General features: G+C 33.4%; 8 protein-coding genes. 1 reads left to right on the forward strand and 7 read right to left on the reverse strand.

Annotated features, from left to right (window positions below):
- Nucleotides 1–17 precede the first annotated feature (17 nt).
- Nucleotides 18–1,649, forward strand: a complete 1,632-nt coding sequence (gene groL, locus GQR98_RS02215) for a chaperonin GroEL (protein ID WP_159018089.1) — start codon at nucleotides 18–20, stop codon at nucleotides 1,647–1,649.
- 240 nt (nucleotides 1,650–1,889) lie between these two features.
- On the opposite strand, the gene GQR98_RS02220 is transcribed toward groL, so the two are convergent.
- From GQR98_RS02220 to GQR98_RS02250, 7 genes are read right to left on the reverse strand one after another with little or no spacing between them, the layout of a single operon-like run.
- The gene (locus GQR98_RS02220; RefSeq protein ID WP_159018090.1) at nucleotides 1,890–3,500 is read right to left on the reverse strand and encodes a RagB/SusD family nutrient uptake outer membrane protein; all 1,611 of its coding nucleotides are present in this window, start codon (nucleotides 3,498–3,500) and stop codon (nucleotides 1,890–1,892) included.
- Nucleotides 3,501–3,539: 39 nt separating this feature from the next.
- Nucleotides 3,540–6,656 (reverse strand): SusC/RagA family TonB-linked outer membrane protein, encoded by a 3,117-nt coding sequence (locus tag GQR98_RS02225; protein WP_159018091.1) that lies wholly within the window; start codon nucleotides 6,654–6,656, stop codon nucleotides 3,540–3,542.
- A gap of 37 nt (nucleotides 6,657–6,693) precedes the next feature.
- Nucleotides 6,694–8,217 (reverse strand): fasciclin domain-containing protein, encoded by a 1,524-nt coding sequence (locus tag GQR98_RS02230; RefSeq protein ID WP_159018092.1) that lies wholly within the window; start codon nucleotides 8,215–8,217, stop codon nucleotides 6,694–6,696.
- 25 nt (nucleotides 8,218–8,242) lie between these two features.
- The gene (locus GQR98_RS02235) at nucleotides 8,243–9,901 is read right to left on the reverse strand and encodes a fasciclin domain-containing protein (protein WP_159018093.1); all 1,659 of its coding nucleotides are present in this window, start codon (nucleotides 9,899–9,901) and stop codon (nucleotides 8,243–8,245) included.
- A 10-nt stretch (nucleotides 9,902–9,911) separates the two neighbouring features.
- Nucleotides 9,912–11,366, reverse strand: a complete 1,455-nt coding sequence (locus GQR98_RS02240; protein WP_159018094.1) for a RagB/SusD family nutrient uptake outer membrane protein — start codon at nucleotides 11,364–11,366, stop codon at nucleotides 9,912–9,914.
- Nucleotides 11,367–11,389: 23 nt separating this feature from the next.
- Complete coding sequence (locus GQR98_RS02245; protein ID WP_159018095.1) at nucleotides 11,390–14,644, reverse strand: SusC/RagA family TonB-linked outer membrane protein; 3,255 nt, start codon at nucleotides 14,642–14,644, stop codon at nucleotides 11,390–11,392.
- Nucleotides 14,645–14,665: 21 nt separating this feature from the next.
- Nucleotides 14,666–16,969, reverse strand: a complete 2,304-nt coding sequence (locus GQR98_RS02250) for a fasciclin domain-containing protein (protein WP_159018096.1) — start codon at nucleotides 16,967–16,969, stop codon at nucleotides 14,666–14,668.
- Between the last annotated feature and the right edge of the window lie 125 nt (nucleotides 16,970–17,094).

Consider the following 17,094-nt stretch of genomic DNA (forward strand, 5'->3'; position numbering starts at 1 on the left):
AAAAAATTAAACATATTATGGCAAAAGATATAAAATTTGATATTGAAGCACGCGACGGATTAAAACGTGGTGTTGATGCATTAGCAAACGCAGTAAAAGTAACGTTAGGACCAAAAGGACGTAACGTAATTATTAGTAAAAGTTTTGGAGCACCACAAGTAACTAAAGATGGTGTATCTGTAGCTAAAGAAATTGAATTAGAAAACCCATTAGAAAATATGGGTGCGCAAATGGTTAAAGAAGTTGCTTCTAAAACTAACGATTTAGCTGGTGATGGTACTACAACTGCAACTGTATTAGCTCAAGCTATTGTAAAAGAAGGCTTAAAAAACGTTGCTGCAGGTGCTAACCCAATGGATTTAAAACGTGGTATTGACAAAGCTGTTGATGCTATTGTTGCCGATCTTGAAAAGCAAGCTAAAAAAGTAGGTAACTCATCAGAAATGATAAAACAAGTTGCTGCTATTTCTGCAAATAATGATGATACTATTGGCGAATTAATCGCTACGGCTTTTGGTAAAGTTGGTAAAGAAGGTGTTATTACTGTTGAAGAAGCTAAAGGGATGGAAACTTATGTTGACGTTGTTGAAGGTATGCAGTTTGATAGAGGTTACCTTTCTCCTTACTTTGTTACCGATTCTGATAAAATGATTGCTGATTTAGAAAATCCATACATTTTATTATTCGACAAAAAGATTTCTAACTTAAACGAAATTCTTCCAATTTTAGAGCCTGTTGCTCAATCTGGTCGTCCGTTATTAATTATTGCGGAAGATGTTGATGGACAAGCGTTAGCGACTTTAGTTGTAAATAAATTACGTGGTGGATTAAAAATAGCAGCTGTTAAAGCGCCTGGTTTTGGTGACCGTCGTAAAGCTATGTTAGAAGATATTGCTATCTTAACTGGTGGAACTGTAATTTCTGAAGAAAGAGGTTTTACTTTAGAGAATGCAGATTTAACAATGCTTGGTACTGCTGAAACAGTAACAATTGATAAAGACAACACAACTATTGTAAATGGTTCTGGTGATGCTGAATCTATTAAAAATAGAGTAAACCAAATTAAATCTCAAATTGAAACTACAACTTCAGATTACGATAAAGAGAAACTACAAGAGCGTTTAGCTAAATTAGCTGGTGGTGTTGCTGTTCTTTATGTTGGAGCTGCAAGTGAAGTTGAAATGAAAGAGAAAAAAGACCGTGTTGATGATGCATTACACGCAACTAGAGCAGCCGTAGAAGAAGGTATTGTTGCTGGTGGTGGTGTTGCATTAGTAAGAGCTAAATCTGTTTTAGAGAAGCTTACAACAGAAAACTTAGATGAAACAACTGGTGTGCAAATTGTAGCTCGTGCTATTGAAGCGCCTTTACGTACTATTGTTGAAAATGCAGGTGGGGAAGGTAGTGTTGTTATCGCTAAAGTTTTAGAAGGTAAAAAAGATTTTGGTTTCGATGCCAAAACAGATCAATATGTTGATATGCTTAAAGCAGGTATTATCGATCCTAAAAAAGTAACACGTGTAGCATTAGAAAATGCAGCATCGGTTGCTGGAATGATTTTAACTACAGAATGTGCTTTAATCGACATTAAAGAAGATGCAGCTGCAATGCCTCCAATGGGTGGCGGCGGTATGCCAGGCATGATGTAATAACATCACATATATAGTATTAAAAAGGGGGCTTTCTAAAACTTTAGAAAGCCCCTTTTTTTATTCAATCTATATCTTTTCACCCCCCATTATAGACACTGCTACAATCTCTAAACTTTGAGATAAGTAAAACTAACGCTGTATATAAAAAACAAAAACTCCAAGCATGACACTTGGAGTTTTTTCCTTTTAAAAAAAAATAACAATAATATTAAGCTAATAATATAATCTTCCCATGTATTACTGCGACACGAAATTGTCAGGAATACTTAATGGTAAATACCAGTTTTCTGGATTTAATAATTTTTGACCAACAGTTGCTGCTGCTCCACTTTCTCCTGCAGTTACAAACTTATTTGCAACAGCATTCGCTAATATTGTTGGATCGTTACTTCTAAGTGAAAAACGAACTAAATCTTCCCATCTGTTTCCTTCAAAAGCCAACTCTAAAGCGGCCTCATTAAGAATTAAAGTACCTACTTGCTCCATAGCATTACTACTTGTTACATCGATATCTAAACCTACTGGAGCCATACCTACACGACCACGAACTCCTAAGTAGCCAGAAGTAGGCTCATCACTAGAATTAGTTGCGTAATAGGTGTTTATATCAAAATTTAAATAAGCTTCCGCATTTTCAAAAATAGGAGCATCAACAGGGTCTACATCAGGATTATTAAAAATACCATTTAAAATAGCTAATGCCTGTTCTGGATGTCCTGCATAATTAATAGCCTCTGCATACCTTAAATATACTTTAGCTGCTCTATTCCATGTAAAATAATCGTATTGGTATTTTTTAATTGGAAGTAAATCACTACTCGTATCAACCGAGCTACTAACTCGTGTATCTACTCCTTCAATCTTTGGCTCACCTTCAAACCCTACAGATTGATCTGCCCAATTATATATAATTGATAATGACGCCGATAATTGATCTGTCACCACTGTAAAACTATTGTTAGGCTGTCTATATTGTTCACTAAAACCAACATAATTGATAACCTCACTGGTTCTAACGGTTTCTCCGAATATATTTAACCAACCGCTTACTGTGCTATAAACTCCTCCTGACTCTGTAACCGTTACCGAATTAGACCCAGATAAATATAAAACACCTTGTAAAGCCTCTTTATCTAAAAATGCTTTATATCTCGTTGCCGCTAGTGCGTTGTTTCCTTTCCATAAATGTAAGTCTCCCAAAAGAATATCTTGATCAGGAATCATGTCAAAAATTTCAAACCCTAAAGAGCCTGCATATTTTGTTACATTCTCTACACCTTCAACCTCGGCGAGATTAGAAATTAATTGATCTAAAGCCTGATCAATTGATAATAAAGGGTAAGTATCATCCAGTTCATCACTCGTTCTAATTGGTTTTGTAATGTATGGTAACTTTCCATAATTTATTAGAATTTGCATTTGCGCCCATGTTCTAATTCTTAAAATAGAAGCATAATCATCTAATAATTGATTTTCGTAAGCATCCGTATCAATACCTTCTAAAGCAAAATTACAGTTATTGATAATAGAAAACATAGTCGTTAAATCTGCATAACTATTATCTTCACTTATGCTGTGGTTGTTAACTTCTTGAAGCTCATCAATAGAGTTTGCATTTACATTTACTAAATCTGCACGTAACTCACCTAGCACTACATATTGCCCTACAACGCCTTGCAATTGAGAAAGTACTCCAAACAATGCCGATCTAGCATCTATTTGATCGTCGCCAAGGTAATCCTCGGCAAGCAATACTTCTTCAGGTTCTACTTCTAACAAACTCTCGCAAGAGGTTAAAAGCGTTAATCCGAAAAGTATGCTGAACGTAATATTTCTATATTGTTTCATTTATATCTATTTTTTTATTTTGAATCTATTATACAAAAATTATAGTCCTACTCTAACTCCAACTAAAACTGAAGTGTATTGTGGTGTTAAACCGGCATCGATACCTTGTAAATAACTTGTTTGAGACGAGCTCACTTCTGGATCAAACCCTAAATAATCTGTAATTGTAAATAAGTTATTTGCCGTTAGAAAAACTGTTGCATTAAAAAAGTTTGGACTATAAGATAATGATAAGGTTTTTAAACGAATGTAAGATCCATCTTCTATCCAACGGTCTGAAAACCTTGAATTACCAACAGCATCTCCATAAACCGCACGAGGTATATTTGTGTTTTGATTTGCAACCGTCCAACGATTTGCTACCGCTTCACTTTGGTTAGCTAAACCAGACATAGATTCTGTTTGCCAGCGTTGTGCATTGTAGACATCGTTTCCTTGACTGAATGAAAAGATAGCCGATAAGGATACATTTTTATATGTAAATGTATTATAAACCATACCTGTAAAATCTGGATTAGGATTACCAATTACTACACGATCGTCTTCATTAATCACATTATCTGAAGTATCACTATTCACAAAACGAACATCACCCGCTACAAATGGTTGCTCAAATCCTGCAAAATCTACCCAATTTAAACCTTCGGTTGAAGCTTCTGTAGCATTATTATAAATACCATCTGTTTTGTACCCGTAAAATAAACCTAGCGCACTGCCTTCTTTATTAATTATTGTCGCGTTTACACCAGCGATTTCATATATCTGCTGATCTCCAGGTAATGAGATAATCTTGTTTTTGTATTGAGAAATATTTCCTCCAACATCCCACGTAAAGTTATCTGTATTAATAACACGAGCATTAATCCCTAATTCGAAACCTCTATTTTTAAGTTTTCCATCGTTAGATAAGAATCCTTCACTACCAAAAACGGGGCTAATACTTGTTTGGTTTAACAAACCATCTGTAACATTGTTAAAATAATCTAAGTTTACAGATACGCGTTCGTTTAACAACCCTAAATCTAAACCTATGTTAGCTTTAGTTGTTTCTTCCCAACGGATAGAACTTTTAGCAATGTTACCATTAATAAGTCCTGTTCCTTCTAAAAATCTAGTAGAAACAAAATAAGATTCTGCATTGTAGTTTCCAATACCATCGTTACCTGTTAAACCATAACTTGCTCTAAGTTTTAATTTATCGATAAGATTATTGTTAGCCATAAAGTTTTCTGAAGAAATTAACCACCCCACTCCTAGACCAGGAAAAATACCGGTAGATTTAGCATCTCCAAAACGAGATGAACTATCTAAAGCTAAATTATAACTAACAAAATATTTATTTAAAAATGAATAATCTGCATTAGCATAAAGTGATGCATATTTCCAATTACCAATATTACCAGAAGTAACAAACGTATCTCTATTACCATTATTAAGTGATGTAAATTGATCGTCTCCAGAGTTACCACTAATAGAGTATGAATTCTCATAATCATTTTGGTTGTAACGCACTCCTAAATTTATTGAGAAATCGTGAATATTATCAACGTTTAATTTATAGCTTAATCGTGTATCATTGTAAACAGAAAATAAACTCTCTACACTTACTTTTGATGTACGGTAAAAAGCATCACCGAAATCGTTAGTTTCTTCAGACAATCCTAAATCTGGTAAGAAAACATTTTGTCTGTTTTTAATATAATTAACACCCGATAAAGAACTCAATGTTAATTTATCCGAAATTTTATAACCGAAGTTTAATTGTCCGTAAAGGTTATAATCTTTAGCTACAAAGGTTGCTACATCTGTAATAACTACAGGGTTACTAAAGCCACCAATATCATCAACATCCTGATAAACATCGGTTACTACACCATCTGCATTCTCTGTATAAGGTGCTAAAAATGGCGATTTATTAAGCGCCGAAAATATTGGAGATGTGCTTAACAAACCATCGTCATACAAACTTCTATCCGTATAACTTACACTTAAGTTTGTTGATAAAGATAATCTATCTGTAATATTGGTATCAGCATTAAAACGTGTTGTAAAACGCTCGAAATCTGAATTAGAAATTACACCACCGTTAGTAGAATAACCAACAGATAAACCATATTTAGCAATCTCATCACCACCAGTTACTTTTAAATAGTACTCATTAACATAGTTATCATCGAATACTTGTTTTTGCCAATCGGTAGAATTATGATATTTTTCATAATCTTGAAACGATGTACTCTCATTAAAATAAGGCAAATTACTTATTTCACTATTAGTATAAAGTCCCGAACTATTTAATTGGTTAGATAAATACGTTTTGTATTGATCTGCATTCATCATTCTAATATTATCTGGAGAAATATTTAAACCTGCTTGCGCATAGAAATCTATTTTAGTTGTTACATCGTCCGTTTTATTAGTTTCAATAAGTATTACACCATTTGCAGCTCTAGATCCGTAGATTGAAGCCGCATCTTTAATTACTGTAATATTTGCAATATCCTTTGGGTTTATATCCGATAAAGGATCGTAACTATACCCTCTAATAATAGAATTATTATTAAACGTATTTGTTTCAATCATCATACCATCTACAACTATTAAAGGTTGTGTAGAACTATTTAAAGTATTGTACCCTCTAATAAAGTTATTAGAACCAATACCTGGAATCCCGGAACGCATTATACTACGCATACCGCTTACCTCATTACCTGTAATCATATTTGCAGCAGACTCACGTGCCGTAGCAATATTACCTTCTCTTACAGAAATAGCACCTACTACAGAGGAGTTACTTTTAGCTCTAAGTGGTGTATTTATGTCTGTGTAATACGTATTGAAATCCTTCTTATTAATTTTAATTTCAACTTTAGACCTTCCTTTTAAGGCAAACTCTTTATTTTGAAATTCTTGGCTACTTAATATAAGTGTAGCTCTACCATCTGGAACTTTTATCGAGAACGCACCTTTTTCGTCTGTAAGTACAGAGGAAAAATTGCCCGCTCGTACATTAACGCCAGCCAAAGGTTCTTTATTAGTAGCGTTAAGCACCGTTCCCGTAACTATTTTATTCGATTTTTCTTGTCCTTGCGATGCAAAAGTAATTCCGAAAAATAGAATGAAAAGCAGGGAATATGTATTTTTTATTTTCATCATAATCAGATAATTCATGTTTGTTTTTTAGTTAAAATACTTACTCTACTGGCGTTAATACTATAAAATCAAGACCAAACTTACGATCGTACAGTAGAAGTTCTGGCTCACTAACATCTACAATAACTTTAAGCTTCACAAAGTATTCATTATCAACCTCTTCATTAATAAACACAGGGATATCATAAGTGTCTCCAATGGGAATAACACCATCTTCAAGATTACTTACTATTAATGGGCCTATTTCGTGCACTATCACATTTTTATCAGCATCTGTATAGCTAAACTCAAACCTCAACTTTGTTTCCTGAGATGCTCCTACGGGTGTAAACCTTAATTGAATATTATAACTTGCAGATAACACATTGCTAAATGCTACTTCAAAATAGTTATTACTATTGCTCGCATCTGGGTTTGCTAATAAACTTACCGTATTTGTAAATGAACCTGAAGCGGTTCTATCAAAATTTTGAACTACTGTAAAGTCTGACAAATCACCGATAGTTCTTCTTTTATTATCTTCAACCTCATATCCAACAGCTTTATACATAACACTTTCTGGAGTGTAATTTAAATCACTTACTAAAAGCACATTACCATTACTTAATGCTTCATTATCCGTTATAGAACCAGCATCTAGCGCTACAAAATTACCAACAGTATTTAAAAGCAACGATCCGTCTAAATCTGCTTGTTCAAAAGCAGGGAATGTTAAATTGCTAAATATTGTTCTATCTGTGTTACTCTTTACAGAATCTTCAATAGGGAATTTATAATACTCCTTAAAACGATCGTAAATCCCTGTGTAAGCATCATCGCCTAAACCAATAAAAGTAAAACGATCTTCTTCAGAACTTAAATCTCCTATTGTTTTAAATTGTGTATTTGATGCGCTAAAAATAGAATCGTAAACTGTTTGACCTAATGTATTGGTACCTGTTTTAACACTTCTTGCTTCATCGAAAAGAATTTCGTTATATTGAGAAAAGTATTCCATTAAAACCGGAAACTCTTCTACATTGTCGTTAAGGAATCCCCAAATGTTTGGTTTTACGCTTAACACGCTTGATACCTTATGAAGTATACCATTTGATGTTAGCAAATCTGCCTCTAACAAATCAACATCTCCAAAAGTTACTTGACCATCTACATTAGAAAACTCGATATACTTATCGTTAAGCATTTTTACAAATACAGGATTTTCATTTATTGTTGAACTGTAAGAGAACCTAGAAATATGATTACCTATTAATTGCGTTAATGCATCTGGATCGTTTAACACATCGGCAGACACTAGCGATAAAGCCTCATTGCCTGGTGCCCAAATTGTAAAAGCCTGCGATGAGCTAAGTAGTTCTTCAAAGCCTGTTTGTTTCACCAGTTCTAAAAAGGTTGAATAGTTAGCATCGGTAGCTAAGGTCTCTAAAATGGTAGATTCCAACCTTTGATCTTCTTGTCCATAATGATCGTCCAATGCATCTTCCTTACAGCTAAATGTTACAAGGATAACAAGAACGGCACATATGCGGCCTAGATTAATTATGAAATTATGTTTATTATTCATTATAAGTTCTTTATTATTTATTTTATTAATCAACGGGTACAAACTCAATATAATCAATAGGAATACCTCCTGATCGTATTGTTTCAAAACGCAATACATGACTTTGTTGTTCTGGCATAAGTAAATCATCTGTTACAATAAACCTGGCAAAACCAGCTGTATCGTATGATGTTGTTGAAATTTTATCATCATTATTATCACCAACCTTAAGCCCTCTAACATAACCTAGGGACCTTAATTCTAGTGAATCTTCATCTGGCCAACCTATACCTAACTCACTTGGGTTAGATCTCATATCCCATTGTGAACCTATAGGTTGCCCATCCCAATAGGTTTGAAATATTGGTCTACCATTATTACCTGTATTACCACAAACACGAAGTTCATACTTGCCTTTAGGCAATACTGGTGTATCAAACTCAATCCAAGTTACACTACCTAAGTTTAACACCGATTTATTATCGTATGCAGGAGCTGTATTCCTAAGAATTCTAATTCTGGTTGCTGGAAATACTCGCACTGACTCAAAAAGATCAGAATCATACCATGTATTATAACCTATTTTACCTGCTTGAAATTCAGGTAAACTTGTACCAAAATCAAATATCACATATTTTGCTTTTGGAATAAATATGGTAAATAACTTATTAACCGTGTGATATACACCGTTCTTTGCAGGGAAATTACTGTCTTCAGAAATTAAAGACGTCCATGTATCATCGACACCCGTTTCAGTTTCATTTAATCTAAGTTCGGTATCTGTTTTTAAGGATTTAATAGCATTTTTAGGTAATACCGTGCTTATAAATGAATCCGCAGGGAAATCTGCAGAATACAAAAAGCTTTCCGTTGCATGATATCCTATAAACCTGTTTAATTCATTTGTTTCACTAGTATAATCAGTGTTATCTGGAGATATTCTATTAGCTAAATCTTCGAAAGAATTTATACCTTCTTGTGCATACACAGCATCTGATTCTGCCAAAATAGTATAATTATTTTTCGAACCTGTTTCACTAAAGTATTGAGAAAACAAATCATAATAATCTGTTTGTTTTAAAGCTTCAATAAAAATAGTATGCTTACCTGCTTTTTCCATAACAACAGTTACTGGATCTACAAAAGGATTTAAAACTCCTGTAAGCGCATGTATAGTTCCATTGTTTGTACGAATATCATATTGATCTAAACCAACTTCTTTATTGATTTGCACATTAGCAATACCACCTCCTAATAAGTAAGACGTTGTAAGGTAATCTCCGGTATAAGTTGTATCGGCCAATCTACCTTCTATAAAACTACTTGTAGTTCTACTCGTTGGTAACGTATGGAACTTAACTAGTACTTTTAAAAATTCGATTTGCTCCTCCGAAGTTAACTCAGCAACAGTACTTACATTAAAGCGTTCTTCCAAAAATGCTTTTATAGCCGTATTCGTAGGTGCTAAACAGGTATAACTTCCATAACTTCTTAATGAAGTGTAAAATTCTGTTTTTTGCAGAATTTCAACATACATAGAAAATTTGTCTGGATTAGCTTCTAGTACCTCTGAAATTGTCATATCAGTAGTTTCACCATCTGTGGTAAAAAAGGTAGTTCCGTCAAGAGGATCATTACAGCTATTTAATATTAGCATAAACATGCAAAGACCTCCAAGCCAATTAATTATTTTTTTAGTTTTCATAAGTTTAGTTTTAGTTTTCGTAAAATGGATTCTGCACTAAATTATCATTCAAATTAATTTCATTTTGATAAATTGGTAAAAAGTATGAATCTGGATCGGAGTAATAACTCAAAATCTGCTCATAATCATCTGCACCAGCTTTAAAATCAACTAAACTTAAAATAAGTTCTTGATTTGCAAAGTTATCACGACGTGCAAAACGTAGTAAATCATACCAGCGCTTTCCTTCGAATGCAAATTCTTTTTGGCGTTCTAGTAATAGCGCATTTAATAAACTAGACTCATCTCTAGAAACATCTAAAGGTGCAGAAACCGCACGCATATGTACATCGCTAATAAGTTGATAAGCCATGTCTAAATTTTTTCTGTCGTCCGATAAAATGTAAGCTTCAGCTTGCATAAGTAAAACATCTGCATAACGATAGAATATAAAGTTATTATAATACTCATCACTACCACGGTATTCGCCTGTTTCATCCACACCAGCATATTTGAAGACAGCAAAGTTTTCTCTATCATACGTTCCTAAGTGCGCACGAATATCATCTGGAAACTCTCTATACAATTCGTTAATTCCTTGGTAAGCCACATAATTAAGATTACTTACTTGAAATGAGTTTCTTAGTGTTGCCGAAATATCGCTAAACTGAAGTTCGAAAATACCTTCTTCGGAATTTCCTTCAAAAAAGATGCTATTAAACCATTCTTCACCAGTAACTAAATTATAACGACCTAAATCTATTAATTGCTGTGCTGTATCCACACATTCTGTGTACTGCTCATTCCATAAATAAGCATCTGCTAATATAGCAAGGGCTGCTCCTTTAGTTATCCTTCCTTTATCATGAGCTGCAGATTGTGCATACCCTAAATTTAAGTCTTCTACTGCTAAAGTTAAATCACTAATAATTTGTGTAAGAATCTCCTCTTCAGTGTTTTTTGCTGGATAAAAATCAATTTGATTCGTTGATGTTGCTGTTAAAACTAACGGCACCTCTCTAAAGTTTTTTACCAAAATTAAATACACTAAAGAACGAATAGTAGTAGCCTCTGCTTTAAACGTTTTTAATTCTTCTATAGAAAATGTTTGATCTTGCTCCTGAGCGCCATCGGCAAACTCTAACACTAAGTTACAGTAGTTTATTGTTGCATAAAAAGTGCTCCAGTTTGTTAAACCATCTGAAGGGATCATATAATTTCTCATTATATTCTCTAAACCTCCACTACCAGAAACCATCATTTCTGCTCTAAGTTCTCCCCATTTTAATACTCTATCGGTAAACCCTGATTGATTCATAGAGGCATAACATCCCGCAACAGCCGAACTTACCTGCTCTTTATTATTCCAAAATTCTTGTTGAATTAAGTTGTCTTTTGGTTCTAGGTCTAAATAATCGCTACACGATGCTAGTGTTGCGAAAATCATCGGAACCATTATAAATATTTTAATTATGTTTCTTTTCATAATATTTTAACTTTTTATGCTATTTAAAATGATAGATTTACTCCTACCGTTATTTGTTGCGATCTTGGTGTTTGTTCCGCATCATAACCTAACTCTTGCCAATCGTTACTAATTCCTCCTTCAGGATCTACTCCCGAATACTTAGTAAAAGTTAATAAATTGGTTCCTGTAACATAAACTGAAGCATTTGTAAAATTCAACTTATTAATAAAGGGCTTTGGTAAATTATACCTAAGTGTAATGTATTTCATTCTTAAGAATGAAGCATCTTCCATAAATCTATCAGACCCCAAAGTATTAACAGGGCTATTCAAGATAGCTCTTGGTATATCTGTTTCATCACCTTCAAATCTCCAACGTCTTAATACAGCTGTACTTTGATTATCAAAATCATCCATACTTTCCGTATTCATACGTGCAATATTCATTAATTTTTGATCATATCTAAAGTTGAAAAACGCATTAAGTTGAAAGTTTTTATAACGAATATTAGGTCCAAATCCACCAAATAATAACGGGTTTGCATTTCCTAAGTATACTACATCTAATTCGTTTATATTTCCATCTTTATTAACATCTTCATACATGGCTTCACCTGCTGCAAACTCTTTACTATTATTAAAAACTAGATTTTTAGGTTCTCCATTAAGATCATAAATAATATCTCCATTACCATCACGCGCTACTAAATCTTCTTGAGAACTAAATACACCTAAATAACGGTAGCCATAAAAAGAACCAATAGGGTTACCTTCTTGAATTCGTTTTAAATACCCACCAGGCCCAGTTGTTAATGGGTTTCCAGATTCTGCTACTTGAGCCTCTGTAATACGTTTAACTACGTTTCTATTACGAGCTACGTTAAAGTTAAAATCTAATCCAAAATCTTCATTATTGATTATTTTAGTTCTTACACTAAACTCAATACCTTGGTTACTAATATCACCTAAGTTTAAATAAGGTATTCCAGAAAAACCAGATGTACTTGGTATTGCGGTGTTTTTAGTTAATAAATCTTTAGTGTCTTTTTGATAAAATTCTAAATCACCACTAACTCTGCGATCAAAAAATGAATAAGTAACACCTAAATTCTTTTGTACAACGGTTTCCCATCGTAAATCTGTTAATTCCATACTACTTGGTATTACGGCAGGCTCATCTAAATATGTATAACTATAAGTGGTATACGTATTGTACGAACCGTAGTTTGTACCTGGCGAGTTACCATTTACACCATAACTAGCACGAATACCTATCTCGTCTACAAAATCTGCGTTTTCCATAAAAGGCTCTGAAGATAAAATCCATTTTGCAGCAACACTTGGAAAAGTACCATTTCGGTAATTACTACCAAATTTAGAGTTCCCTTCCGATCTAATACCTCCACTTAAAATATAACGATCTAGGTACTGATAGTTAAAAGCAAAATTAGCAGCAAGCGTTGTGTTTTGCTCGAATGTAGATTCTAAAGAATTCCCAGAACCTTCAATTCTAATATTTGCAATAGGTGTTTGTATGTCACTTGTTGGACTATTACTAGCACTAGCTACATAACCTTGACTTGTTTTTTCGAATGTTTGAAAAGAAAAACTTGATAAAAATGAATGCTTTTCTCCTAATTCTGGCATCCAAATTAATTTATTGTCTGTACGCATTACAAAAAATTCACCATCATCAAAAGTCGATCTGTTGGCTCCTGAGTTTGTCCATGCTGCTCCAATAGCTTCTTCTGGTACAAATTGAGATTTTTTATCTACATTAATATCAAATGAAATAATAGATCTAAAATCGAAATGCTTATTAGGTTTATAACTAAATCTAAAAACTGGTGTAATTCTATTATTTTCAGTATTATTTCTTGACAACCTAGCCATTGCTACTGGATTGTAATAAGTAACCCCATTACCTTGAAAAGAATTTTCTGGGGTAAAATATTCATCTGTTAAATTACCATCTCCATCCACTTGATAAATAGATTGGTTTGGCATTTTAATTAAAGCTAAAGATCTTAAGTTAGCTTGACCTAAACTATTATCTTTTGCGTAAGAACGATCTAATGATCCGTGGCTATAAGAAAGCTCGGAAGCAATAGTAATTTTATCAGAAATATTATAATCTAAAATAGCACGTGTTGTGAATAATTTAAAACCACTACCAACCGTTGTACCTAATTGATTTTTATAACTTCCGGAAACACGGTATGAAGATTTTTCTCCACCACCAGATACACTTAAGAAATGCTCATTAGTGTGCCCTCTTTGTGTAATTTCATCTATCCAATTAATATTTTTGTTGTATAAATCAAACAACTCGTAATCGGGATTGTATGCTATTGGATTGCTATCTGCTAAATTTGTATTAGTAGCAATCAACTCATCTTTAATTAATGTAGAATATTGATCTCCATTTAACATTGGAATTCCTTCCGGTTGTTTTGATGTACTCCCTTTAAAGCTATAAGAAAATCTTGCTTTACCTTTTGCTCCACGTTTAGTTTTAATAAGTAAAACTCCGTTTGCTGCACGCGACCCATATTGCGCCGTTGCTGCTGCATCTTTTAAAACTGAAATTTCAGAAATATCATCTGGAGACACACCAATCATTGATGCGTATTGATCTTCATCGGCTGTAGAAAAATCAAAACCAGTATCAATTTGTGTTTCAAAAGGCACACCGTTAATAACAATTAATGGTTCTGAGGAAGCATTTAATGATGATGTACCTCGAATACGGATGGATAAACCAGCTCCTGGATCTCCAGAGTTAGCTACAATATCTACACCACTTAAACGCCCTTGTAACTGATCTACAATACCTGATGATGCTGTTTCACTAATTTCTTTAGTCGATATCGTTTCCATGGCTGTAGCAATTCTTCGCTTATCCATTTCAAATTCACCAGTAAACACCTTTTTTGTTCCCCTTACAATAATAGCATCTAACTCTGCTACATCTTCTTTTAATCCAATATCTATTGTTGTTCTACCTCCAACAGTAATTTCTTTGGTAATAAAACCAATATAAGAAAAGGTTAGAACGTTATTAGCATCTAGCATTTTAATAGAATAATTACCATTAAAATCGGCGACAACACCATTAATAATACGGTTGTTTTTATCTTTCTCTGCAATGGTTGCCCCCGTTAATGGCTGACCATCTGACTCTGAGATTACGGTTCCTGATACGCTTATTTGCGTTTGTGCTGACAGACTGAACGCCGAAAACAATACACAAACTATCATTAAGACATATGAATATGACCTGTATTTATCCTTCATATTTAAAAACTTTTAGTTTTATTATTTTATATAATTATTAGTTTCGTGTATTATAATTCTCTTTGATAATAAATTAGTCATACCACCAGTTGTTACTGTATCTCCTGTTTCTTCGTTTGTAATAGAAATAGATGATGTTGTGTTTACAACAGAAAACTGATCGTAAACTGGAGCAAAATCGACAATCTTACTAAAATACATAGAAGGAAAAGTTCCTGTTATTTTCCCATCAGTAGGCAGCGCTTGTTGTATAAAGTGCTTTTTAGCAAAGTTTAAAAGATCTCTTTTTGCTATCGCTCTATCTAAATCATCCAATCCATTTACTGTGCTAGGGTCTACAATTACACCATCACTAATAGCCTGTGCTACAGCAGTATTATTAGGCGCAAATAATGTAAACGTTCTTTGTAAGTTTAAAAAGTTAATCAACTTATCATTAGAGCCTATAATAGTAATTAATGCGTCTGCACTTTCTAAAACCTCAACAAAAGATGAAAAGTTTGCAGTATTCTCGACTAAAGTACCATAGGTAAAATTTAATGGCATATCTATAATAGCACTCATTTCATAAAAATTCCCATTATCTGTAACTTGGATATTCTCAACTTGAGCAGCTTCCATATCTTGAATATCTCCACCACCTTGTGCTAAGTTACCAGCAGATGCGTATATAAACTCGCCACTTCTTGCTTGAAAATAATTATTAGCATTAAAATCTATATCCTCATCAATGATTTGATTTAGAACAATATCGGCTATTGTATTTCTAACATAAGCTATATCTGCTGCACTTGGAGACGTTGCATCTGGATCTGGGTATGTACGGTTATTAGCTCCTACAGGATCACCTTCTACATCCATATAAATTACAGATACATCAGTAGGATCATAAGAATCAAGATCTGTACGCACTGTAATTCTTCGAGTTGCACTGTTTGGATCTGCAATATCTACAAACTGATCGTTTCTTACTCCTAAAATAGAGAAACGGACGGCATTACTTTGCAAAGCCGTATCAATTCTAAGATCTTGAACTGCTTGAAGCATAATAGAATAATTAGAATCTAATAATAAAGGCCCCATTATAGTTCCAAAACTGTTATTTGTATAAACGGTATTTACACCAACAAAGAAACCATTACTACAAAACTTTTTATCTACAATATCTTCTTCTTTAAAATCTACTAAACCTAAACTTGTATCATAACTCTGACCAAAACTACTTGGGCAAATATTATAATAATCATTAAAGAAAAATGGTGACACAAACTTCCCTAAAACATCTAAAGGCATATCATCGTAGCTATTATAAAATTCTCCTAAAATACTGTCGCCATCTAGATAGCTTTGTAAAGCATCATTAGTTGGTACCAATAAGCCCCATGCCTGAGCTAAGGTTCCATCAATATTTGTTGCATAATTTTCATCAAAAGGATTGAATGGTAAAAAATCGTTTTCTATCCCTGTTGAAAATCTTAACTGATAAATAGTTTCTAACTCTCCTGTATCATCGTTAACCTCATCCCCCATTAACCTAAGAGTAGAAAAGCGCTCTAAAATCCTTCTAAACATAGAGTATTTATCTCCATACTCTGGAGATGTTAAGTTATCATACATGTTTCTTTTAGGCTCAAACACTTTATCTATAGCATAAATAATTCCATTTTCTGCCACAATATTTTGTTCCGTAACATGAGCTCCAAAAACTTTCATGTCTCCACTACTAAAAGTTTCTCCTGTAAACATAAAATCGTAATCGGTAGTTTCAACACCATAATTTTCTAAATAAGAATCTAGAAAATAGTTGGTTGTTTTAAATCGACCTAAACTAGCATCAACAATATACTTCCCTGGTTCTAAATCGTCCCAATTCATAATATGTTGTAACGTATCAATATCAACTTCTCTATTCGGTATTTGATATTGAGTTCTACGTCTAAAACTTTGACCTAAATAAAACCGACTTGGAAAGTAAGTTAACGTTGTAGTATTCCATCCATCAATAACGATTGAATACTCTACGATATCTAATATTTTTTCTGGTGAAATAGACTCTATAGTCGAGATCCCTTCGGCAGCCATGTAAGCTTCAAAAGCCTCATCTGTTGGAGCAAAAACTGTCCAAGAGCCACCTTTTATCAATGGTTCTTTATAAGCCGTTTGATCTAATGCTTGTAAGTAATAAGTAAAATTCCCCATGGACTCTAATTGCTGGTATATTGTACCAGCCAAATTATCGGGACGCGCATACTCAAGCGGGTCAGGCTTACATCCAAAAGTGGCCATAATTATAAATAATATAATTATACCATTTCTATGCTTCATTTTTTGTACCATATTAATTGTAGTTAATTTTAGAATTATTGTTTAGTTATTTAATTAGGTTCAGTTTATAAATTTAAACTTGGTTTTTAATCAAGTTTAATAAAAAAGACATTTTAAGCGCAAAT

It is taken from the genome of Algibacter sp. L3A6 (genome assembly GCF_009796825.1).
In the GTDB taxonomy this organism is placed as follows: Bacteria; Bacteroidota; Bacteroidia; order Flavobacteriales; family Flavobacteriaceae; genus Algibacter.

Bases quoted from the DNA above. Each gene is read 5' to 3' on its own strand.
- groL (WP_159018089.1), top strand. From the start codon at position 18: ATGGCAAAAGATATAAAATTTGATATTGAAGCACGCGACGGATTAAAA.
- GQR98_RS02220 (WP_159018090.1), bottom strand. From the start codon at position 3,500: ATGAAACAATATAGAAATATTACGTTCAGCATACTTTTCGGATTAACG.
- GQR98_RS02225 (WP_159018091.1), bottom strand. From the start codon at position 6,656: ATGATGAAAATAAAAAATACATATTCCCTGCTTTTCATTCTATTTTTC.
- GQR98_RS02230 (WP_159018092.1), bottom strand. From the start codon at position 8,217: ATGAATAATAAACATAATTTCATAATTAATCTAGGCCGCATATGTGCC.
- GQR98_RS02235 (WP_159018093.1), bottom strand. From the start codon at position 9,901: ATGAAAACTAAAAAAATAATTAATTGGCTTGGAGGTCTTTGCATGTTT.
- GQR98_RS02240 (WP_159018094.1), bottom strand. From the start codon at position 11,366: ATGAAAAGAAACATAATTAAAATATTTATAATGGTTCCGATGATTTTC.
- GQR98_RS02245 (WP_159018095.1), bottom strand. From the start codon at position 14,644: ATGAAGGATAAATACAGGTCATATTCATATGTCTTAATGATAGTTTGT.
- GQR98_RS02250 (WP_159018096.1), bottom strand. From the start codon at position 16,969: ATGAAGCATAGAAATGGTATAATTATATTATTTATAATTATGGCCACT.